The organism is Moritella dasanensis ArB 0140 (assembly GCF_000276805.1).
Lineage (GTDB): Bacteria > Pseudomonadota > Gammaproteobacteria > Enterobacterales > Moritellaceae > Moritella > Moritella dasanensis.
On the sequence record NZ_AKXQ01000038.1, the window covers coordinates 1 to 23,092 of the forward strand.

A 23,092-nucleotide genomic window follows, 5' to 3' on the forward strand; every position below is an offset into this window, starting at 1 on the left:
TTTTTATGCCTGAAATTCAGGGATATAAAAAATACAGATTGAGCGGAGTGGTTTTTCATATAGATAGTATTAAGTTGGTGCTGAAAATATTCCTTACACTTACCTGCATTTCAACTCTCCATGGTGGCCGTAGACTCTTTATAAAAAGATAAGTGGCCTGTCTTAATGGGATCGTGAGTGGTGGTTAACAAAAATTAATCCACTTTTTCTTTTCCACCAATTGGATAAACCATGAACGGTAACGATATTATGGATGCTGAAGGCGGTTTAGCGACGCCTCCATTCGTGATACTCATGTTCATTTAGATGTGACGCAAACAGCTAATCAGCCTAACCTGAACATTTCTGGTACTTTAATTTGAAGTGTTGAACATGTAAGTATGCTGACACATGAACATGTGAAAAAGAGTGCGACGACAACGTTGAAATTGCTGATCGTTAATGCTATTTAGTATGTTAGAACTCATGTGGATTTTTCTTATCCTAAGTTTTTGATATTACTCGGTGAATGATATGTTCGCGGCTAATATTTATGTTTGTTTCGGTCATGATGACATTTTGATCCTTAATCCCCGTTAAGTATTGCGAATATGCTACAAATCACGCATATGGTTTGCATGTTTTCCAGATCTTAGGCTACGAGAAAGTTGATCAGTCGTTAAAACTTATTGGCTCTTCTCCGCTTACATGAGCTTGGTATTTGGATAAAAGGTTGAATGGGTATCAGGGACTGATGTTTATCTGATCTTGAGTTTGAAGTATTCAATGTCTCGAATCCCTCTTGCTCTTAGCCTGAGTAAACCAATAGAGACATTTCCTGCTTCAACTCGAGCGTTGGTTAATCTATATTTTGCGTAATTACAGACGCCAACTTTTCTGTCCAGCAGTGCGTCTGCATAATTACTCAAGGACAATATTCTCGTTGATATCGCAAGACGGCACCAAGCTTCAAGAGCCTCTACCATCGACTCGTAACACGGTTCATCCCTATCGCTTGTAACTGCTCTTTCAGCATATAAACAATGCAGAGCGTCTTGTTACTCTCGAGTAAGTCAGCAAGCTTATCCGACTGTCTGTCATCTAGTTTATGGGCGTTTTTTAGCAAGAGAAATAACGTTCCCTTGATCATTTTTTTCTCTTGATTAGAACCATTTCGAAAGGCTTTTGCGCGTTCTTTTTTGATTAACAAACAATAGTTTTGCATCACATGAAATCGGTCGAAAACAATATCTGCGTTAGGTAGCATTTGCCTTACTGCGGATTGATAAGGTTGACCCATATCCATTGAAACTGCTTTGATACCGTCTCTCGTAGCTGTTGATAGTTGCTTGAAGAACGAAATAAGGATCGCTGCTTTTCTACCATGTTCGACCCAAATTAAATGACCAGAAACCAAATCGTATACCACTGTCATATAGTCATGTCTTTTAGCTCGGGCTACCTCATCAACACCAATATGGATTAAGTTGTTAAGCTTCTCGGGCTCCAAGCCTGGTAGGGTTGAGTGTAGATATTCCTTATCAATATTTTTTACCGTCTCCCAGCGAATGCCTAGATGTTGAGAGACTGCGTGAATGCTCATGTATCGGCACAATCCACTGATAAACTGACAGAAACGCGTTGTGTATCTCGCTCCTTTTGCAACATATTCAGTAGCCTCAATCAACCTTCTGCCGTCTTTATCTCTGATCTGAGCGAGTTCGACTTCGATGTGACAAGGATGACCACTAACAGGCAGGTCTTGTACCTGTCTTCTAACGTAGTGATCGACTGTACATAGTCTTCTAGTCCTTGGTTCTTCAACCTTAAATAGCCTGTCACGGCGGCATCGTACAAGAACGGAATGAATCCCTTTTTCTATAGAAAAGACTGTACACATTGGCCTTTAAAGCTAAATAGAGCGGATGATCATGATGGCAAGGTATATTCACTTATTCACAAACAAAGAAGTGTTGTAAATGATAGTGCTATTTATGATCTTTCGTATGAATCGACTCACCTAAGCGGAGAAGAGCCAACTTATTATTGGCTACAGTGCGCAAACATTAAATATTTAACTCCGTTATGTTATTCGAGCGGATAAAATATTAGCGGAAACAAAATTAAGTATTACGCAAATTTATTTAGACAAATTAACTTTAAACGTTAATCTGATTTACTGAGTTATATCTAATACCGCCCACTGAGGCGGTATTTTTTGTCTTTTATAAATTTAATTGTTTGTTTCGTTTCAGTTGGCTCGGAGTTGCAGTAAACTAACCGCTTAAACTGATATTAAGGACAGCTCGATGACAGACAAATCAAATAACACAACGCATTTTGGTTATAAAACCGTAGAATCTGACCAAAAGGTCGATATGGTTGCGAGTGTGTTTCATTCAGTAGCAGCTAAATATGATGTAATGAATGATCTTATGTCTATGGGGATTCATCGACTATGGAAACGTTTTACGATTGATTGCAGTGGTGTAAGACCGGGCCATAAGGTATTAGATCTCGCCGGTGGTACTGGTGATTTAACGGCTAAGTTTTCACGCATTGTTGGTGATACCGGCTCTGTTACGCTAGCTGATATTAATGATTCAATGCTAAAAGTCGGCCGTGCTAAATTACGTGACCGTGGTATTGTCGGTAATGTGACTTATGTGCAAGCCAATGCAGAAGAATTACCTTTCCCAGATAATCACTTTGATTTGATTACGATTGCATTCGGTCTACGTAACGTAACCGATAAAGATAAAGCATTAGCGTCTATGTTCCGTGTATTAAAACCGGGCGGTCGTTTATTAGTTTTAGAGTTCTCAAAGCCAGACTCTGAAGCGTTGAATAAAGTTTATGATTTCTATTCATTCAATATTTTGCCTAAAATGGGTGAATTAATTGCTGATGATGGCGAAAGTTACCAATATCTTGCTGAATCAATCCGTATGCATCCAAATCAAGAAACGTTAAAAGGCATGATGGAAACGGTTGGTTTCGAGAGTGTTGAATACCACAATCTAACAGGTGGTATTGTTGCTTTGCATCGCGGTTATAAATTCTAAGGGATGCTCATGCCAATCGAAATGCTTGTGACTGCTGGAATTGAAACGTTATTGAATCAATTATTAAAAGCAGATGCTAATGCGGTAGACAAGATCGCGTCATTAAAAGGCAAGGTACTTAAGGTTAATATTGCCGAGTTACCTAAGCCGTTATATTTTATTTTTTCATCTCAGATTGATGTATTAGCTAAGTATGATGGTGATGCTGACTGCTGTATGGATATAAAGTTATCTAGTCTGTCCCGCTTACAAGATAGTTCACAATTCACTGCGCTGATAAAAGAAGGTGAATTGGATATGAGCGGTGACCCTATGGTAGCAAGTAAGTTTAGCATTATCTTAAAAGAGCTAGATATTGATTGGGAAGAGCACTTATCTCGCTATACCGGTGATGTTGCTGCACATAAATTATTGCAAGGTGCGAAATCAAGCCAAGCTTGGTTGCAAAATAATATGATGATCGCACGTCATAATATTGCTGAGTATATAATTGAAGAAATACGTTTAGCCCCTGGTGCGCTAGAAATTGCTAACTTCTGTGATGAAGTCGCTGAACTAGAGCAGCAATGCAAGCAATTTGAAATGCGTTTAGCCTTACTCTCACGTAAGGAAGATGTGTAGATGACCGTCGTTGAGCTTAAGCGCTTTTATCATATCCAAAAGATTGTATTAGAATATGGTCTTGATGAGTTGTTGCCGACACAGTTAAAACCTCTGTCTGCACGACTCGCTCGAAAATCTATTTTTTGGATTAAAAATCAGCATGCTGACAAGTCATCTGCAGAGCGAGTTAAATTAGCACTGCAGCAGCTCGGTCCGGTTTTCATTAAATTCGGACAGATGTTATCAACTCGTCGTGATCTGCTTCCGCAAGAATTTGCTGAACAACTTGCGATGCTGCAAGATCAAGTACCACCGTTTGACAGTCAATTAGCGATGCAGCAAATTGAATTAGCGTTAGGCAAACCAATTACTGACGTGTTTGATGACTTTGATCCAATCCCGCTCGCTTCGGCATCTATTGCCCAAGTACATACAGCTAAGCTTAAAAGTAACAATGAAGAAGTCGTCATAAAAATTATTCGACCAGATATCGAGCCGATTATTCGTGCCGATACCCAGTTGATGAAGCGACTATCGAAAGTGTTATTAAAATTAGTCCCTGAAGCAGTGCGTTTGAGACCGTTGGAAGTCGTGCTCGATTATGAAAAAACCATTCTTGATGAATTAAATCTCGAACGTGAAGCGGCCAATGCAACGCAATTACGTCGTAATTTCCTTGATTCTAAAGAATTATACGTACCTGAAATATATGCTGATTACAGTCATAAAAATATGATTGTGATGGAGCGTATATACGGTATTCCAGTATCTGATATTGCGGCATTAGAAGCGCAGGGTACGAACATGAAATTACTCGCGGAACGCGGTGTTGAAACATTCTTCACCCAAGTTTTCCGTGATAGTTTCTTCCATGCAGATATGCACCCCGGTAATGTATTTGTTGATTATAGGACGCCTGAAGATCCTCGTTGGATTGGTATTGATTGCGGTATTGTTGGTACCTTAAATCGTGAAGATAAGCGTTATTTAGCAGAAAATTTACTGGCCTTTTTCCATCGTGATTATCGTAAAGTTGCTGAATTACATGTGGATTCTGGTTGGGTACCATCACATGTGGATGTGAATGATTTCGAATTTTCGATTCGTACTGTTTGCGATCCTATTTTTGAAAAACCACTAGCAGAGATCTCATTTGGTCATGTGTTGGTGAACTTATTTGCCACCGCGCGTAAATTCGATATGACAGTACAGCCGCAATTAGTACTATTGCAAAAGACCTTGTTATACATTGAAGGATTAGGTCGTCAGCTCTATCCTCAGCTAGACTTATGGGATACGGCAAAGCCATTCCTTGAGCGTTGGGTGAAAGAACAAATGGGCCCTCAAGCGGTATTTTCTGCAGTAAAACAACGCGCGCCATTTTGGGCTGAAAAATTACCAGAGTTACCAGAGTTAGTGTTTGATACATTAACGAAGGCAACCAAGCAACAAGCTAAGTTAGATAAACTGTTCACGCAAGCAGAACAATTTACTCAAAACCAAGCGCAGTCAGGTAAAGGACGTTATTTACTGAGTGTGGGTGGTGTGATTATGATTTGTGCCGCGATCGTGTACAATCCAGATTCGGCATCGTTAGCATTAACGCTAGCCAGTATTGGCTTTGGGATCACTGTACTTGGGTGGTTCAAGCTGAAATAGCTGACTCGAAAAGGTCGGTTAAATTTATCGTAGATCAGAGTGTAGTAAATATGTAGTCTATATACTGTATACTGGTCAATATTAATAATGACGTATTCAATTACATAAAATAAGGTTTTATCATGGGCGGAATCAGTGTTACTCAGTTAATTATCATTGCTGTAATTATTCTTTTATTGTTTGGAACTAAGAAGTTACGTAATGTTGGTGGTGATTTAGGTGCGGCAGTTAAAGGCTTCAAAAAAGCTATGGGTGACGACGCTACTAAAGATACTAAAGCAGAAAGCAAAGTATTGGAAGAAACTAACGCAGTAAAGACAGATGTGGCAAAAGAAACAACAGAAACAACAGAAACAAAAAAAGATAAAGAACAGGCATAACTTATGTTTGATATCGGATTTTGGGAAATTGTGGTTATTTCAGTTCTGGGTCTATTGGTATTAGGGCCAGAGCGTTTGCCTGTGGCTATAAGAACGGTAAGCACTTGGGTGAAAACCATCAAAGGTGCCGCTAACTCAGTAAAAGATGAATTGTCACATGAATTGAAAATTCAAGAAATGCATGACAATTTGAAAAAAGCTGAGCAGCAAGGTATGAACAATATCAGCCCTGAACTGCAGGACTCTATTGATTCTTTACGCGATGCTGCCGCGTCGGTGACTCGTCCCTACGCGGATGCTGAACCATCGGTTTCAACGTCAAAATCGACGGTTGAACAATCGCCTAAGGTAGCAGAACAAGCAATCGAACAGGATAAAAAATAAATGGCAGCAGATCCAAATACTCAGCCTTTGATTGCACATTTAATCGAACTGAGGGATCGGTTATTGCGTGCTAGTGCCGCAATTATCGTCGTCTTCATTTCGTTAGTATACTTTGCTAATGATATTTATCAGTTGGTCTCAGCGCCTTTGATTGCGCAGCTACCTGCTGGTACAACTATGATTGCAACAGATGTAGCGACCCCATTTTTTACGCCGATAAAGTTAACCTTGGTTGCGTCTTCGTTTATCGCTATTCCTTGGGTGTTGTACCAAGTATGGGCTTTTATTGCGCCTGGCTTGTATAAACACGAGAAGAAATTAATTGCGCCGCTAGTGATTAGTAGTGCGTTACTTTTTTATCTGGGTATCGCGTTTTCTTATTTTATCGTATTCCCGTTAGCATTCGAATTTTTTGCTGGGGTTGCGCCAGAAGGGGTCACGTTCGCACCGGATATAAGCAGTTACCTTGATTTTGTTTTAAAGATATTTTTTGCATTTGGTTTAGCGTTTGAAATTCCGATTGCTACCCTAGTATTATGCTGGACTGGTGCGACAACACCGGAAAGCTTACGTAAAAAACGACCTTATATTGTCGTTGCTGCTTTTATCATGGGAATGTTATTAACACCCCCGGATATTATTTCCCAGACATTATTAGCTATCCCGATGTTGCTATTGTTTGAGTTAGGTTTATTATTTTCTCGTTTTTACGTTAAACAGGACGAGATAAAAGATGAAGAAGCAGGAACTGATTGATATAGGCGTTAATTTAACAAACGTTGCTTTTCACAAAGATTTACCTGATGTTATCGCGCGTGCCTCTGCCCAAGGGGTGCGCCGTTTAATTGTTACTGGCACGGATATCGCCGAAAGCCAGCTTGCCTATCAACTTACTCAAGATTACCCTCACCAACTTTATGCTACCGCCGGTATTCATCCACACGATGCCCGTCATGCAACCGATGACAGCTGGCTACAAATTAAAACCTTAGCGCAGCATGATAGTGTCGTTGCTATCGGTGAATGTGGTCTCGATTTTAATCGTGATTTTTCGCCTCGCCCGATGCAAGAAGCTGCTTTTGCCAAACAGTTGGAGCTGGCTGCTGAATTAAACATGCCGGTATTCATGCATGAACGCGATGCTAATGAACGTTTTATTGCAATCCTTAAAGAGTATCGTTCTGCGTTACCTGCTGCTGTTCTGCATTGTTTTACTGGTTCTGCGAGTGATCTTGCCGCCTGTCTAGAGCTAGATTTGCATATTGGAATTACAGGCTGGATTTGTGATGAACGCCGTGGTGCCGACTTATATCAGTTAGTCCGGGAAATCCCTAGCGATAGATTAATGCTAGAAACTGACGCCCCTTATTTATTACCACGTGATTTAAAGCCTAAACCTAAGTCCCGTCGTAATGAACCTTGTCACTTACCGCATATCGCAGAGACCATTGCCAGAGCGCGAGGAGAGGATATTGATACCTTACTTCGCCGCAGTTTACACGTGACGGAGCAGTTCTTTCAGCTACCGAAGCTGTGATGATTATCACTGCTGCTTATATTCTTTTTGTGTAAAGCTAGACAAAACCGACTATTCAGTCTATTTTAATTGACTAACTAGTCGGTTTTTATATTGAGGCATGAATATTATGAGCGTAGCGGAAATTAAAATGAATGATAGCGATAGTATTGCTGAAATCACAGCGATGGAACATATTTTCAGTTCTCAAAAAGAAGCGTATGTAACTCAGGCTGAATGGGATCTAAGTGAGCGTAAAAAGCGTTTGAACCAATTTAAAACGGCTTTCCTTGCGAATAAAGATGCTCTTGTTACTGCGGTTTCTGAAGATTATGGTCATCGTTCTCGTTACGATACATTGATCGCTGATATTTTACCGACGGTTGCACAATTTAATTATACCCTATCGCGCTTAGCAAAATGGATGAGGCCAACACGACGTAGTCCTGGGCTATTATTAGCGCCAGCTAGTGTCACGATCCATTATCAGCCTGTAGGTGTTGTTGGTATCGTTGTACCTTGGAATTTCCCGATTAATTTAGCAATTGTACCTCTGATTACCAGTATTGCTGCCGGTAATCGTGCGATGTTAAAAATGTCGGAATTCACCCCGAAAACGAATCAAGTTTTAAAGAAAATTATTGAATCTGTTTTTGATAGTAAAGATGTGGCGATTGTCGAAGGTGAAATGGCTTTGTCTGCTGCTTTTACTAAACTGCCTTTTGATCATTTATTATTTACTGGCTCGACTGTTGTCGGTAAACACGTAATGCGTGCTGCTGCGGATAACTTAACGCCAGTGACGCTTGAGTTAGGCGGTAAGTCACCTGTTATTGTGGCGCCTGATATTGATATCAAGACCGCGGTTAATCGTATTATGCTAGGTAAAAGTTTAAACGCCGGTCAGATCTGTGTGGCGCCTGATTATATTCTTTGCCCCCGTGCAAAAGTTGACGAGTTTGTAAGTGAATATCGTAAAGAATTTAATCGTCGCTATCCAGCCGCAATGGATAATGATGATTACACCAATATTGTCGATGATCGCCAATATGCGCGTCTTAAATCTTGGTTAGAAGATGCAACGCAAAAAGGGGCTAAAGTTGAAACGATGCAACCAGGTAATAGCTGTGACGATCAAAAGCATCGGATGTTGCCACACTTATTGTTAGATACAAATGAAGATATGCAATTGATGCAAGATGAAATCTTTGGTCCATTATTACCAATCTTACCTTATGATTCAATTGATGATGCGATCCGTTATATTAAAGCGCGTCCACATCCTCTGGCTTTATATATCATGAGCTTTGATAATGCGACACAACAGAAAATACAACGTAAGACGATTTCTGGTGGCGTCGCTATTAATGATACAATTATGCATGTAGCCGCTGAAGATGCCCCGTTTGGTGGTGTTGGTTCCGCTGGTATGGGTCATTACCATGGTATTGAAGGTTTCCGTACTTTTTCAAAATCAAAAACGATATTGAAACAAGGTAAATTCCACTCGACACGTTTCGTGCATGCCCCTTATGGTAATTTGATACAAAAGATCATTTTGAAATTTTTCTTGAGATAATATGACTAAATCAAAAAGAACACTGATCTTGGATGGCGCATTAGCGTTATTCACGGTCAATGGTTTTCATGGTACTTCGACAGCGGCGATTGCCCGTGAAGCTAAAGTTGCTACGGGTACCTTGTTTCATCACTTTGCGACGAAAGAAGCTTTAATCGAAGCTTTATATTTTGAAGTGAAAAAAGAATTTGCACAGGCGTTGTTACAAACAAATGATCCTGATTCATCTTTTCCATTAACGGATATCTGGGTTAATGGGGTGACTTGGTTAGTCAGCCAGCCACAAAAAATGGCGTTTATTTTATTGTGCAGCCATTCGTTGTATTTTGATAAAAAGGTCCAACTGGCGATATGGCAAGAAGTGTTGGGCTTTTTTACCGAATTGCTTAATGCGGGGATTCAAAATGGCACGGTGAAGGATTTACCTATCCCGTACCTGCTCACCACCTGTGAAAGTATCCTTTTATCCACGGCGAGTTATGTGTATGCATTACCTGCTGTAGATCAAAAGGCTGCGATTAATTCGTCAATTAATGTAATTGTTGATGCTATTTCAGTTCAAGGTGCTGATATTCACTTACTCACGCGGTAAGATGACGGTCTAACCAAGTACTACTCGTGCTTGGTTGCCAAATTCGTATTCCTACCTCGTAAGGAGATATCGTGAGTAAAACTATTCTAGGTGGATTCCCAAATCGCCGTCCTCGTCGTAATCGTAAAAATGATTTTTCACGTCGTTTAGTGGCTGAGCATCAGCTAACTGTTAATGATCTTATCTATCCGATGTTTGTATTGGAAGGTAATGGTCGACGTGAAGCAATTGAATCAATGCCGGGTGTTGAACGCTTATCGATTGATTTACTACTTGAAGAAGCTGCTGAGCTGGTTGCATTAGGCATTCCGATGATTGCTATTTTCCCAGTAACGCCGTTAGACCAAAAAAGTTTACTAGCTGAAGAGGCCTATAACGCCAATGGTTTAGCGCAAAAAGCAGTGCGTGCACTAAAATCATCATTTCCTGAATTGGGTGTGATGACGGACGTGGCATTAGATCCATTTACCACACATGGTCAAGATGGCATCATTGATGATACGGGTTATATCCTTAACGATATTACCACTGATATCTTAGTTAAACAGGCGCTTTCTCACGCTGAAGCGGGTGCTGATGTTATTGCTCCTTCGGATATGATGGATGGTCGTATTGGTGCTATCCGTGCTGCACTAGAAGATGCGGGACATGTTAATACCCAAATTATGGCTTACTCGGCAAAATATGCATCTAACTATTATGGCCCTTTCCGTGATGCCGTTGGCTCAGCAAGTAATTTGAAGGGTGGTAGTAAAGTTACTTATCAAATGGACCCAGCGAACTCAGATGAAGCCTTGCAAGAAGTGGCGATGGATATCGAAGAGGGTGCTGATATGGTGATGGTGAAACCAGGTATGCCTTATCTAGATATCGTCCGCCGTGTTAAAGATGAATTTGGTGTACCGACGTTTGCTTACCAAGTGAGTGGTGAATATGCGATGCATATGGCTGCTATTCAAAACGGTTGGTTAAAAGAGCAAGAGTGTGTGCTTGAGTCATTGTTATGCTTTAAACGAGCCGGTGCAGATGGCATTTTGACGTACTTTGCGAAACGCGTAGCGATATGGCTGAAAGAAAATAAAGCTTAATGATTTAAAAATAATGAGGGTAGGGATAGTAACGCTATCGATCATTATTTAGCGCTAATAAAAAACCGAGCATCTGGCTCGGTTTTTTTGTTTTTATCACTCGATAATATATATTATCTAATGAAATTAACGCTCTTGAATATGTAATTGCAGATCCTGCCTCGCGAGTAGCTCTAATTCAGAGGCTAATGCGGCTGCACGTAATGGATGCTGGGCCAACCATTGCGTTGGCAAAGTGATCGTCAATGTATCTTCTGCGGTGAGAGCGAGTGAAAAATCTGGGATCGTACCATCAGTGCGTCGCAAGCCTAAAGTGCATGATAGTCTTAAAATACGACAAAGCAGTAACGCACTTGCGTAACTGACTGCGGACTGCTGTTCTAATAATGGTAAATTTAATTCATCACGCTGGTTAATCAATAACGCGGAGAGTAGTTGTTTCTGCGCTTTGGTAAAGCCGAGCATATCTGTGTTATCGATAAGATAAGCTGCATGTTGTGGCGCTTTTTTGTAATCAATTGATAAACCAATTTCGTGCAAACTGCTCACATAAGCAAGTAAAGGTCCTGCTTGGGTATCATCTTCTGCGATCGTTTTTTTTAATTGATCAAAGGCTTTCAGCGCGGTGAGTTTAACGCGTTCTGCTTGTTCTAGATCCAGTTGATGTTTTACCATCAAGGCATTGACTGTTTGTTGACGTACATTGTGACTGGCACGCAGTCCGGTCATTTCGTAAATAACACCTTCCCTTAACGCGCCGCCTGCTAAAAACATATTGTTAATATCCAGACTTTCAAATAACGCGGTAAGAATAGCTAAACCACTGGTAAATACAGGCTTTCTATCGGTTGCTAAGCCTTTAATATTTAAGTTTTCAATATCACCACAAGCAATGGCTTGCTGTTGAATATGGTGTAGCTTAGCTAATGTTATTTGTTCGTTTTCACCTTGTGCGACCATTATTTCTTGCAAGGCTTGGATAGTACCGGACGCACCGATACAGGTATCCCAGCCCAAGGTTAAATACTTTTCTTGCAGAGGGTTCAAGACCGCTTTTGCCGCATTGATTGCTTGGGTAAAGTTGTGTTGATTGAGCTTACCATCGGAAAAATAGTTATTTAACCAAGTCACGCAGCCCATTTTAAAGCTATAAAGTAACTTAGCTTGGGCTTGTTCACCAATAATGAGTTCAGTGCTCGCACCACCAATATCCACAACTAAACGATTGCCTTGACCACTGCTGGTATAGGCAACGCCTTTGTAGATAAGTGCAGCTTCTTGTTCCCCGGAAATGATATTTACCGGATATGCCAATATTTTTTCTGCTGTTGCCAGAAATACCGCGACGTTGTTGGCTAAGCGTAATGTCGCTGTGCCAACAATGCGAATATTCGCAGACGGTATATCCTGTAATTGTTCTGCAAACAAACTTAAGCAATCCCAACCGCGCTGCAATGCAGCTTGATCAAGGTTGTTGTCTGCATCAAGGCCCGCCGCAAGTCTTACTTTGCGTTTCACTTTAGCAACAGTTTGTAGGCTATTGTTAACTTCACGAACAACCAACATATGAAAGCTGTTTGAACCAAGGTCAATTACAGCATATAAATTTGACGAACTTTTTTTACTCACACTAATCACTTTATCTATAAACAAACTTTTAATTAATGACTTTTGTTATGCGTATTATGCTGACGTTGGCCAGTTCTACGCGTTTTACTACGATCATTCATTGTGCGTGAATTACCTGGACGTGCACGTTTAGTGTGGATTGGTCGTGGTAAGTCAGTTAATAATGCGGCTTTATCGTAATGACAAACCGGGATCGCATTTTCAATATATTCTTCAATCGCGGGTAAATTATAAATGTATTTTTCACAAGCGAAACTAATTGAATGACCTGTTTCACCAGCACGACCAGTACGGCCAATACGGTGTACGTAATCACCACAATTATCGGGTAAATCGTAGTTAAACACATGACTTACTAATGGAATATGCAGACCACGAGCGGCTACATCGGTTGCCACTAGGATGTCTAATTTACCTTGGGTAAATTGTTCAAGAATACTATTACGTTTCTTCTGCGGAATATCACCTGTTAATAAACCCACACGGTGTTTATCTGCAGCAAGGTAGCCCCAAATTTCTTCGCATTTGTGTTTAGTATTAGCAAATACAATGGCACGGTCTGGCCATTCTTCTTCGATCAACGTTTGTAATAGCGCCATTTTGTCATCGTTTGACGGGTGAAATAGCTCTTGAGTAATGCTGCTGCCTGTTACTTTCTCGGCTTCAACGGTTACTTCTTCTGGTTCATTCATGTGCTGATAAGCAAGTTCACGAATATCCCAAGTAAAAGTAGCTGAGAACAATAAGTTTAGACGTTGTTTTGGTTCTGGCATTTTACGCATTAGATAACGAATATCTTTGATAAAACCTTGATCTAACATGCGATCGGCTTCATCTAATACTAATGCTTCAACACCGGACAAATCCATTGCTCTTTGTTTTTCAAAGTCAATGATTCGGCCAACGGTACCAATAATAATATCAACACCTTTTGCAAGGTTATCACGTTGAATATCGTAGCTTTCACCGCCATAAACCAAACCCATTTTAAGGCCTGTTGCTTTGGCAATTGGTATCGCATCTTTATGAATTTGAATTGCAAGTTCGCGAGTTGGCGCTAAGATGATAGCGCGAGGCTTATTTTTTGGACGATCTTCAGCGACTGGTGTTTTCAATAAATGATGGAAAATAGCGGCTAAAAATGCAATCGTTTTGCCTGTACCAGTCTGTGCTTGACCGGCGACATCTTTACCTTGGATGGCAAATGGCAAGCTAAGCGCTTGAATTGGTGTACAATATTCGAAGCCTGACGCTTCTAACCCAGAAAGTACGTCGGCGTTAAGGCCAAACTGGGAGAACTTATGTTCTGTAAGATGTTTTTTGCTCATTTAATTAGCATATCAGGTTAAGCTTGCATTAAGAACTTAAATCTATTGAAATAGAGCAATGAGTGCCACATATACGTAGTAACAAAATTATTTTTAATTGGAGTAATAAATGAGCGACAAAATTATTCAGCTAACCGATGCTGCTTTCGAGACAGATGTTTTACATTCTGAATTACCTGTACTAGTTGATTTCTGGGCTGAGTGGTGTGGACCTTGCAAAATGATCGCACCGATCTTAAGCGAAGTTGCTGAAGAGTACGCGGGTAAAGTAACTATCGGTAAATTAAATATCGATCAAAATTCAGGTACGCCACCAAAATTTGGTATCCGCGGTATCCCGACTTTATTGTTATTTAAAAACGGTGCTGTAGCAGCAACGAAAGTAGGCGCACTATCAAAAGCGCAATTACAAAGTTTTCTAGACGAAAACCTGTAACATAAAAAATACTGACGAGATTTTGTTTTTTAATCTTGTCAGTATGCTATTATTCAGTGGACGAATAAAAATATAAATGCTAATTTCACTGTGCGTTTATTGTTCTACGTGCCGAATCAGGTACACAATCAATGATCCAATCATTGATTCAATAACTCAAATTATGGATTATTACTTAGTTAATGAACCACACACTCGATCATTGATTCAAACCCTTTATCCTTGGTTGACATCCCGTTACGCAAAGGTCGCATAAGCTCGAACTCATCATTATGAATTTAACCGAATTAAAAAACACACCAGTTTCTGAACTTGTAAAACTGGGCGAATCTATGGGTCTAGAAAATCTAGCTCGCTTAAGAAAACAAGACATCATCTTTTCAATCCTAAAAGCTCACGCTAAAAGCGGTGAAGACATTTTTGGTAATGGTGTTTTAGAGATTTTGCAGGATGGCTTTGGTTTCTTGCGTTCAGCAGATTGCTCTTACCTAGCCGGACCGGATGATATTTATGTATCGCCAAGTCAAATCCGTCGCTTTAACTTGCGAACAGGTGATACTGTCGGTGGTAAAATTAGGCCGCCAAAAGATGGCGAACGCTATTTTGCCCTGTTAAAAATTGACCAAGTTAACTACGACCGCCCAGAAAATTCACGTAATAAAATCCTCTTTGAAAACCTTACTCCAATCCACCCGAATGAACGACTTCGTTTAGAACGTGGTAATGGCAGTACCGAAGATATCACCGCACGTATTCTTGATTTAAGTGCACCGATCGGTAAAGGTCAACGTGGTCTAATTGTGGCACCGCCGAAAGCCGGTAAAACAATGCTATTGCAAAACATTGCTTCTTCAATTGCACTAAATCATCCTGACGCAACATTGATGGTACTTCTTATCGACGAACGTCCGGAAGAAGTAACTGAAATGCAGCGTTTGGTTCGTGGTGAAGTAATTGCTTCAACATTTGATGAACCTGCTAACCGCCACGTACAAGTAGCGGAAATGATGATTGAAAAAGCTAAGCGTCTTGTAGAGCACAAGAAAGACGTGATCATCTTACTGGATTCTGTAACGCGTCTAGCACGTGCTTACAATACAGTGACACCGTCATCAGGTAAGATCTTATCTGGTGGTGTTGATGCTAATGCTTTACACCGTCCGAAACGTTTCTTCGGTGCTGCACGTAACGTTGAAGAAGGTGGTTCTTTAACTATTATCGCAACAGCATTGATTGATACTGGTTCGAAAATGGACGAAGTAATTTACGAAGAATTTAAAGGTACTGGTAACCAAGAGTTACACCTAAATCGTAAAATTGCAGAACGTCGTGTTTATCCTGCGATTGACTTCACTCGCTCAGGTACGCGTCGTGAAGAACTATTAGCAGATAAAGTGGAGCTACAGAAAATGTGGATCCTGCGTAAAATCATTCACCCAATGGGCGAGATTGATGCGATGGAATTCCTCATTGATAAACTGGCGATGACGAAAACGAATGATCAATTCTTCGAAGCAATGAAGAAACAAAGTTCATAATCGCTTAGTTAACTGTCTGTGATTAATATTTAAAATAAACGCCATACATCTTGTTTTATAATAAGAGTGTGGCGTTTTTTTTTCAAAAAATAGCGTGGAACTGTTTATGAAATATAAAGATCTGAGAGACTTTATTGCCTTACTTGAAAGTAAAGGCGAACTAAAACGTATTCATCAAGAAATTGATCCGTATTTAGAAATGACGGAAATTTGCGATCGCACATTGAAAGCAGGCGGACCGGCATTATTATTTGAAAACCCAAAAGGCCATACTATGCCGGTTTTGGGTAATCTGTTTGGTACCCCAGATCGTGTAGCGATGGGCATGGGCCGTGAAAGCGTATCTGAATTACGTGAAGTAGGTCAGTGGTTATCTTATTTAAAAGAACCAGAGCCACCAAAAGGCTTTAAAGAGTTAATGGAAAAAGTGCCGATCTTTAAGCAGGTACTGAACATGCCGACTAAGAAACTGCGTAAAGCACCGTGCCAAGACATAATATTAACCGGTGATGATGTTGATTTAGGCAAGATCCCTGTTCAGCATTGTTGGCCTGGTGATGTTGCGCCATTAATTACTTGGGGTTTAACTATCACCCAAGGTCCTTACAAAAAACGTCAGAATTTGGGTATTTACCGTCAGCAAGTACTGGCTAAAAACAAATTAATTATGCGTTGGTTGTCTCACCGTGGTGGTGCGTTGGACTTTAAAGAATTCCAAGAGCTAAACCCGGGTAAAAACTACCCTGTGTCGGTCGCCTTAGGTGCTGACCCCGCAACGATTTTAGGCGCGGTAACACCAGTACCTGATACGCTATCTGAATATGCGTTTGCTGGATTGTTACGTGGCAGCCGTACCGAAGTCGTTAAATCTATTTCCAATGATTTAGAAGTCCCTGCGGGTGCTGAAATCATTTTGGAAGGTTATATTGCGCCGGGCGAAATGGCTGAAGAAGGTCCCTACGGTGATCATACAGGCTACTATAATGAGACTGATTCATTCCCTGTATTTACCGTTACGCACATTACTATGCGTAAAGATGCTATTTATCACTCGACCTATACCGGACGTCCTGCTGATGAACCCGCGGTATTAGGTGTGGCGCTGAATGAAGTATTCGTGCCTATTTTACAAAAGCAGTACCCTGAGATTGTGGACTTTTATTTACCACCAGAAGGTTGCTCTTATCGCATGGCTATCGTCACGATTAAGAAACAATATCCTGGTCATGCTAAGCGCGTGATGTTGGGGGTATGGTCATTCTTACGTCAATTCATGTACACCAAGTTTGTGATCGTGTGTGACGATGATATTAATGCCCGCGACTGGAACGATGTAATCTGGGCAATCACGACACGTATGGATCCTGCACGTGATACCACGATGATTGAGCATACGCCAATTGATTACCTCGATTTTGCATCACCTGTGTCGGGTCTTGGCTCAAAAATGGGTATGGATGCAACCAATAAATGGCCTGGTGAGACCGATCGCGAATGGGGTGTACCTATCGAAATGGATGAGAAGGTTAAGCAGCGTGTCGATGATTTATGGGACGAATTAGCTATTTTGTGATATAAATGACCTAGATCATAAAAATTCGAGCTTGTCAGAGATTGAGATTGAAAGGGAATGTATGTTAAGAATAAAGTGTGAAGTAACATTGTTAGAGTCATATACAGAGACTGTATTTAACGTCAAGTTAAAGCCAGAACAGAAAGTTGAGTTCCAGGCTGGGCAATATCTAATGGTGGTCATGGCTGAAGATGACAAGCGCCCATTTTCTATTGCTTCAAACCCAAGTAATGATGATATTTTAGAGTTACACATTGGTGCATCGGAACAAAATTCCTATGCAATGCAAGTTGTAGAAAGACTAAAATCAGGTTTTGTAGACGTGGAATTACCGGGTGGTAATGCAGGTTTAAGAGAAGAATCAGAACGTCCATTGATATTAATCGCTGGCGGTACTGGTTTCTCTTACACAAAATCTATTTTGGAACGAGCTGTTGAAGTGAGCAAACGTCCTGTTTCATTATATTGGGGTGCGCGTGAAGCATCACATTTGTATGCCGCGTCATTAGCACAAGAATTAGCGGATGCGCATTCACAAGTGACGTTTATTCCTGTTGTTGAAGTTGCACCGGAACAGTGGACTGGCAAAGTTGGCCAAGTACATAAAGTGGTGATGGAAGATGTTGCTGATTTAGCCGCTTGTGATATTTATATTGCGGGTCGTTTTGAAATGGCTGGCGCTGCACGTACTGATTTTGCACCACTTGGCGTCAAAGAACACCTTTATGGCGATGCATTTGAATTTATTTAAGCGATGCTAATTACGGGTACATCATGTACTGGTAATAACGTTCTTGAAATAATGTTCTTGTAATAAAAAAGCCGTAACATCAGTTACGGCTTTTTTATTATCTTCTATTTAACAACGACCGACTAAGTTTGCTGATGATAGCTCAAACTTTGTTTGTACGTTGTATTAGCTTCGTTCACACGGCCCAATTTCTCATAGGCTTGCGCAAGTGCAACATAAGCCGATGTCGATGGTGATTGGCTAATACCTTGGCTTAACTCTTCGGCAGCTTCGCTCCATCGTCCTTCCTTCACCATTAACTGACCAATGCATACCGCTAACAGACCAGAGCCTTCACGCGTCTGCTGCAGGCGTTTAAGACGTTCGATTAATGCATGGTAATCCGTTAGATTTAACGTTGGTGTTAAACTGACTAATTCAGGATAGAGTTCGTTACTTAATGCATCCATGATGAGCAAGTAAGCAGACTGGTCATCGTTACGACCTATTAGTAGACTCGCTGTTTCAGCTAAATAACGGCCATCATGCTTTAGCGTTTTAGGCAGAGCGCTCCACGTATCAAGTAAGCCAGTGCTGCCTTGTTGCTTAGCCACTTCGCCTAAATGTTCGAAGTGACTGTGTTTACGCAGTTCATCCGTCTCATTTGAAGTCAGTAATTTTTGCTTTTGTAATTGTGGAATAAGTGCGAGTAATTGGCCCCACTCTTTTCTTTCAATACACACGTTTTTGAATAACGCGAGTACCACTTTATGCTTTGGATATTTATCGTGTAATGCAGACAGTGATGCAAATGCTTGTTCAAATTGCTGTTGCTCTACTTGTAACTTAGCCTGCGTGATCTCGACAGCAAGGGTATTGTTATTCGCATTCTTGTGGGCTAATAATAAATACTCATCACGTTTGCCTTCGTTCCCTAGTCCTTGCGCTGATTGTGCAGCAGCAAGGTAGTTTAATACCGGCACTTGTGATTTTTTAGCTGCTTTTAAGGTTAACGTTTCTGCCTTTTTAAAGTCACCACTGGCTAATGCTAGAATACCTTTTTCAGTTTGTATTTTTGCACGAGCTTGATGAAAACGATTAAACCAACCTAAGCTGTAAGTCAGTTTATTGATTAACGCCTCGATTGCTAACAACCCAAAGTAGAAACCAATAACCATGATCACGGCACTGCTCACCGTGGCATCAATGATATAGTCTCCAGCGGCAATCATCACATAACCTTTATTGCCCATTAAATAAGGGGCACCTATTGCACCTGCAAGAAGCAGCGCGATTAATACTATAAATCTAACCATTGTTATCTGCCTCCGCTTATTCTGCGCCAGTGTTATTTGCTAATGAATTGATTTTTCGATCTCTAATTGTCGTTTGAATCAATGCTGCACTATTTAATTTAGTTGGGTATGTTGTTGTGATCGTCATCTTGCTGAGACTCTCGAGACTGGTTAACATACTTTTAGTTGCAGGCTGGTTTACATCGTAATAGCGTTTAATCCAAGCTTTGGCTGTTTTTAGCGCCTGTTTAAATTTAGCTTGGTCTTGGCGATGTACGGCTAACTCAGCTTGCAGTAATTGGGTTTTTAAATTTTCAGTTAAATACCAAGCTGTTTGTGGTGATAACAGCGCATCAACAGAGTTATCTTGGCGACGAATGGTAATAAAGTTATCACTGAATGATTGCCATGACTTGGATAAATTAGCTTTCCAGTCAGCACTATCACTCGATAATTGCGTCTCAGCAGCAACGACGTCTGGGCGGGTAAACCCGGCTAATGCCAAGCTATCAACTTGTTCTGCTTGGATTGCCAGCTTTAACGCTAAACCATCATGGTCAATACGCGGTAATTTAGTCAGTGTGGCGATGTCTTGCTCAATTACTTTGCGTAGTGGTAACAAGCTCGGGTCATTTAATTGTGTTAGGCGGCGACTCGCTGATGAAAGCAGCGCTAAGCTGGTATCGATATCTTGCTCTAGTGCAATTTTACGACCTGCGATACGAATTAAATATTCCGCTTCTGCTAGCATCCATTCATTAGGGTTACGCATTTTCAGATTCGCGATTGCCAGCTGTACTGTTTCCAGTTGAGACTTAGTTAACTTTTCGCTGTCTGCAATCTCAGCTACCTGTTGTGTAGTTTGTTTTAATTGGCTTACCGTCGCTTGTTTATCTTCGCTGAGCTGCAGGCGTAACGACTGTTGGCTATCTTTTTGATCTTGTAACTGCGTTTGCAGTTTTGTCATTACTTGTTGCTGAAGCTGATTTTGCTGATGGCTATGGTAATAAAGACCAGCACCTAGACCAAGCGTTAACAATATCGCGACGGCCCCAGTGATTACGCCAGCTTTGCTTGCAGACTTACCTTCCGTTGCAAGTGTATCTGATGAGTCAACAATGCCTTTGTTTGTTTTAGTATCGGCATTTTGACTATTATTTTTGTTGTTTGTCATTTAGCTTATTCCTATCTGCATATCCAATTGCTTAACAGCATTAAATAATGAATTATTTGATGCACCACTAGCAATGGTGACGTGTGCTATTCCTAACGCATGAGCAAGTGCTGCTATTCGTGGGCTAGGAACAATAAAGTGTAAGTTCAGTATCCAAGGTAACGCCGTGTAGGGTATCGTTTTTATCAGGTTACCGAGAATTTCACCGCTAGTGATAATAACACTATTAATAGCGAATTGTTGCCACTTATTAATCAGCATATCCTGATCGTAATCTGGGACAGTACGTTGATAAACTTCACAATATGTCACGTTTGCGGTGCGTTTTATTAGGTCTTCAGCCAGTGTTTCTCGACCACCATTACCGCGAAGAATAACGATTTTTTTATTGGCGACTGACACGTTAGCAAGCAGTTTTAATACCCCCTCACTATCATGAGTATCGGGTATTTTTGCGTGCAGTATACCGTTTTCTTGCCAGCACTTTGCAGTCGTTGGGCCTACTGCAATATAGTTAATTTGCTGTGGCCAGGTTTTATTCTCGAGGGTTAAACTAGCGTTGGCATAATTTACCGCATTATCGCTTATTGCAATAATATAGTCATGGGGCTGTAATTTTTCCAGTAATGATGTGACTTTATCAAACTGCAGTCCTGCGGATATATCGATAAACGGACAGCACAAAGCTGCCCCATGGGCAGCCTCAATTTGACGAGCAAGTTGCTCGCCTTTTTCATGTGGGCGAGTGATTAGCGCCCTGATTTTCATGCGTCTGCGTTGTTATAAACTTCAGTTAAAATTTCTTTTGCACCTTGCGCCAGTAGGGTATCTGCAAGTGCTAAGCCTAATTGACGGGCGTTTTTACGATCGCCACGAATTTCAGCGCGGATCACTTCAGTACCATCAGGTTTACCAACAAGGCCGCGTAACCAGAGTTCATCACCGTCGATCAGTGCATAACTACCAATTGGCACCTGACAACCACCTTCAAGCGCTAAGTTCATTGCGCGTTCAGCCCATACTCGATCACTGGTTAAGGCGTGGTTCAATGGTGCTAGAATTGCTTTTACACGTTCATCATCAATGCGACATTCAATGCCTACTGCACCTTGGCCAACAGCAGGTAGACTTTGCTCTGGTTCAATATAACTGGCAATACGGTATTCCATATCCAGGCGTTTAAGACCGGCGGCAGCTAGAATAATCGCATCATAATCTTTGTTATCAAGCTTGTTTAAACGCGTGTTAACGTTGCCACGTAAGTTCATTATTTTTAGATCTGGACGCGCTTCACTTAACTGACATTCACGACGTAAGCTACATGTACCCACTATAGCGCCTGGTGGTAATTCTTCGATTCTTTTGTAAGTATTTGAAACGAAAGCATCACGGGGATCTTCACGCTCACAAATGACTTCTAAGCCTAAACCTTCTGGAAATTCAACTGGCACGTCTTTCATTGAATGCACGGCAATATCTGCACGGTTATCAAGCATTGCAACTTCAAGTTCTTTTACAAAAAGGCCTTTACCACCCACTTTTGCTAACGGCGTATCTAAAATGATGTCACCTTTCGTTACCATTGGCACAAGTTCCACGGTAAGGTTTTGATGGATCGATTCTAGACGTGCTTTTACATACTCAGCTTGCCACATTGCAAGTGGACTTTTACGGGTTGCAATTCTTAGTGTTTCAGTAGCCATGTTATTTCCAAATTTAACTAGATTGACTAAATATTAACAGATTTCACTGGTTAATGGTTGATCTAAGATGGGGTTATTTGGAAAAAGGGGCGGGGTTTAACGTTAAGTATTTGTGTGATTAGCGGCGGTATAATGGAGGTGTCATCAAATTGCAGGTATAAAAAAACCTCGATAAACGAGGTTTCTTTATTTATTCTTGTAAGAAAGTGGTGGGCTGTGAAGGATTTGAACCTTCGACCAATTGATTAAAAGTCAACTGCTCTACCAACTGAGCTAACAGCCCCCATGGTCTTTCTTTTTATAGTTTTACGTCTTAAACGTAACACCACAATTAAGTGGTGGGTCCTACTGGGCTTGAACCAGTGACCCTCGCCTTGTAAGGGCGATGCTCTCCCAACTGAGCTAAGGACCCACATTATTTTTTAGCGATAGTTGTGGCTATCGTATAAACTGGTTGCGGGAGCAGGATTTGAACCTACGACCTTCGGGTTATGAGCCCGACGAGCTACCAGACTGCTCCATCCCGCGACAATGCTGTTGTGTACTGTTTCTCTAATAGTAAGACAAAACAGTAAGAAAGTGGTGGGCTGTGAAGGATTTGAACCTTCGACCAATTGATTAAAAGTCAACTGCTCTACCAACTGAGCTAACAGCCCCCATAGTCTTTCTTTTTATAGTTTTACGTCTTAAACGTAACACCACAATTAAGTGGTGGGTCCTACTGGGCTTGAACCAGTGACCCTCGCCTTGTAAGGGCGATGCTCTCCCAACTGAGCTAAGGACCCACATTATTTTTTAGCGATAGTTGTGGCTATCGTTTAAACTGGTTGCGGGAGCAGGA

At 41.0% G+C, this 23,092-nt stretch carries 20 protein-coding genes, 5 tRNA genes and 1 pseudogene; 14 read left to right on the forward strand and 12 right to left on the reverse strand.

Features of this window, described 5'->3' with window-relative positions; translation table 11 throughout:
* Positions 1–737: 737 nt before the first annotated feature.
* A pseudogene (locus tag A923_RS22580) lies at positions 738–1,908 on the reverse strand (ISL3 family transposase); the annotation flags it as partial.
* A 380-nt stretch (positions 1,909–2,288) separates the two neighbouring features.
* Here A923_RS22580 and ubiE point away from each other — a divergent pair.
* The 10 genes from ubiE (at position 2,289) to hemB (ending at position 10,845) form a co-directional block, all read left to right on the forward strand.
* The gene (gene ubiE, locus A923_RS0120910) at positions 2,289–3,044 is read left to right on the forward strand and encodes a bifunctional demethylmenaquinone methyltransferase/2-methoxy-6-polyprenyl-1,4-benzoquinol methylase UbiE (protein WP_017223644.1); all 756 of its coding nucleotides are present in this window, start codon (positions 2,289–2,291) and stop codon (positions 3,042–3,044) included.
* A 9-nt stretch (positions 3,045–3,053) separates the two neighbouring features.
* Positions 3,054–3,665 carry a ubiquinone biosynthesis accessory factor UbiJ gene (locus A923_RS0120915; protein ID WP_017223645.1) on the forward strand — a complete coding sequence of 204 codons (612 nt, stop codon included), beginning with the start codon at positions 3,054–3,056 and terminating at the stop codon, positions 3,663–3,665.
* Positions 3,666–5,306, forward strand: coding sequence for a ubiquinone biosynthesis regulatory protein kinase UbiB (ubiB, locus tag A923_RS0120920; protein WP_017223646.1), 1,641 nt, complete (start codon positions 3,666–3,668; stop codon positions 5,304–5,306).
* A gap of 122 nt (positions 5,307–5,428) precedes the next feature.
* Positions 5,429–5,686, forward strand: coding sequence for a twin-arginine translocase TatA/TatE family subunit (tatA, locus tag A923_RS0120925; protein WP_017223647.1), 258 nt, complete (start codon positions 5,429–5,431; stop codon positions 5,684–5,686).
* A 3-nt stretch (positions 5,687–5,689) separates the two neighbouring features.
* Positions 5,690–6,070 (forward strand): Sec-independent protein translocase protein TatB, encoded by a 381-nt coding sequence (gene tatB / locus A923_RS0120930; RefSeq protein ID WP_017223648.1) that lies wholly within the window; start codon positions 5,690–5,692, stop codon positions 6,068–6,070.
* Complete coding sequence (gene tatC, locus A923_RS0120935) at positions 6,071–6,826, forward strand: twin-arginine translocase subunit TatC (protein ID WP_017223649.1); 756 nt, start codon at positions 6,071–6,073, stop codon at positions 6,824–6,826.
* Positions 6,804–7,607, forward strand: coding sequence for a TatD family hydrolase (locus A923_RS0120940; protein WP_017223650.1), 804 nt, complete (start codon positions 6,804–6,806; stop codon positions 7,605–7,607). Before tatC ends, A923_RS0120940 begins: the two co-directional genes overlap by 23 nt.
* A 109-nt stretch (positions 7,608–7,716) precedes the next feature.
* The gene (locus A923_RS0120945) at positions 7,717–9,165 is read left to right on the forward strand and encodes a coniferyl aldehyde dehydrogenase (protein ID WP_017223651.1); all 1,449 of its coding nucleotides are present in this window, start codon (positions 7,717–7,719) and stop codon (positions 9,163–9,165) included.
* Between the two features lies 1 nt (position 9,166).
* A complete protein-coding gene (locus A923_RS0120950; protein WP_017223652.1) occupies positions 9,167–9,757 on the forward strand; it encodes a TetR/AcrR family transcriptional regulator in 591 nt (196 codons plus the stop codon).
* Between the two features lie 71 nt (positions 9,758–9,828).
* Entirely contained in the window at positions 9,829–10,845 is a 1,017-nt protein-coding gene (hemB, locus tag A923_RS0120955; protein WP_017223653.1) for a porphobilinogen synthase, read from the forward strand.
* 126 nt (positions 10,846–10,971) lie between these two features.
* On the opposite strand, the gene gppA is transcribed toward hemB, so the two are convergent.
* The gene (gene gppA, locus A923_RS0120960; protein WP_017223654.1) at positions 10,972–12,474 is read right to left on the reverse strand and encodes a guanosine-5'-triphosphate,3'-diphosphate diphosphatase; all 1,503 of its coding nucleotides are present in this window, start codon (positions 12,472–12,474) and stop codon (positions 10,972–10,974) included.
* Positions 12,475–12,506: 32 nt separating this feature from the next.
* A complete protein-coding gene (rhlB, locus tag A923_RS0120965) occupies positions 12,507–13,802 on the reverse strand; it encodes an ATP-dependent RNA helicase RhlB (RefSeq protein ID WP_017223655.1) in 1,296 nt (431 codons plus the stop codon).
* A gap of 109 nt (positions 13,803–13,911) precedes the next feature.
* Between rhlB and trxA the strand changes: the two genes are divergently transcribed.
* From trxA to fre, 4 genes are all read left to right on the forward strand, one after another.
* Positions 13,912–14,238: a thioredoxin TrxA gene (gene trxA / locus A923_RS0120970; protein WP_017223656.1), complete on the forward strand. Its 327-nt coding sequence runs from the start codon at positions 13,912–13,914 to the stop codon at positions 14,236–14,238.
* A gap of 272 nt (positions 14,239–14,510) precedes the next feature.
* Positions 14,511–15,776 (forward strand): transcription termination factor Rho, encoded by a 1,266-nt coding sequence (rho, locus tag A923_RS0120975; RefSeq protein WP_017223657.1) that lies wholly within the window; start codon positions 14,511–14,513, stop codon positions 15,774–15,776.
* A 106-nt stretch (positions 15,777–15,882) separates the two neighbouring features.
* On the forward strand, positions 15,883–17,349 hold the full coding sequence (ubiD, locus tag A923_RS0120980) for a 4-hydroxy-3-polyprenylbenzoate decarboxylase (protein ID WP_017223658.1): 1,467 nt from the start codon (positions 15,883–15,885) through the stop codon (positions 17,347–17,349).
* A 61-nt stretch (positions 17,350–17,410) separates the two neighbouring features.
* Positions 17,411–18,100: an NAD(P)H-flavin reductase gene (fre, locus tag A923_RS0120985; RefSeq protein WP_017223659.1), complete on the forward strand. Its 690-nt coding sequence runs from the start codon at positions 17,411–17,413 to the stop codon at positions 18,098–18,100.
* A 122-nt stretch (positions 18,101–18,222) separates the two neighbouring features.
* Here the strand turns inward: fre and A923_RS0120990 are convergent, their stop codons facing one another.
* From A923_RS0120990 to A923_RS0121030, 9 genes are all read right to left on the reverse strand, one after another.
* On the reverse strand, positions 18,223–19,395 hold the full coding sequence (locus A923_RS0120990; RefSeq protein ID WP_017223660.1) for a heme biosynthesis HemY N-terminal domain-containing protein: 1,173 nt from the start codon (positions 19,393–19,395) through the stop codon (positions 18,223–18,225).
* Between the two features lie 16 nt (positions 19,396–19,411).
* Positions 19,412–20,548 (reverse strand): uroporphyrinogen-III C-methyltransferase, encoded by a 1,137-nt coding sequence (locus A923_RS0120995; protein ID WP_017223661.1) that lies wholly within the window; start codon positions 20,546–20,548, stop codon positions 19,412–19,414.
* Positions 20,549–21,316 carry a uroporphyrinogen-III synthase gene (locus A923_RS0121000; RefSeq protein ID WP_017223662.1) on the reverse strand — a complete coding sequence of 256 codons (768 nt, stop codon included), beginning with the start codon at positions 21,314–21,316 and terminating at the stop codon, positions 20,549–20,551.
* A complete protein-coding gene (hemC, locus tag A923_RS0121005) occupies positions 21,313–22,251 on the reverse strand; it encodes a hydroxymethylbilane synthase (protein WP_017223663.1) in 939 nt (312 codons plus the stop codon). The genes A923_RS0121000 and hemC overlap by 4 nt, the downstream gene beginning before the upstream one ends.
* A 207-nt stretch (positions 22,252–22,458) precedes the next feature.
* Positions 22,459–22,534 (reverse strand) — tRNA-Lys (locus tag A923_RS0121010).
* 53 nt (positions 22,535–22,587) lie between these two features.
* Positions 22,588–22,663: transfer RNA gene (locus A923_RS0121015), tRNA-Val, on the reverse strand.
* 39 nt (positions 22,664–22,702) lie between these two features.
* Positions 22,703–22,779, reverse strand: a tRNA-Met gene (locus tag A923_RS0121020).
* 52 nt (positions 22,780–22,831) lie between these two features.
* Positions 22,832–22,907 (reverse strand) — tRNA-Lys (locus A923_RS0121025).
* A 53-nt stretch (positions 22,908–22,960) separates the two neighbouring features.
* Positions 22,961–23,036: transfer RNA gene (locus tag A923_RS0121030), tRNA-Val, on the reverse strand.
* Positions 23,037–23,092: the final 56 nt, after the last annotated feature.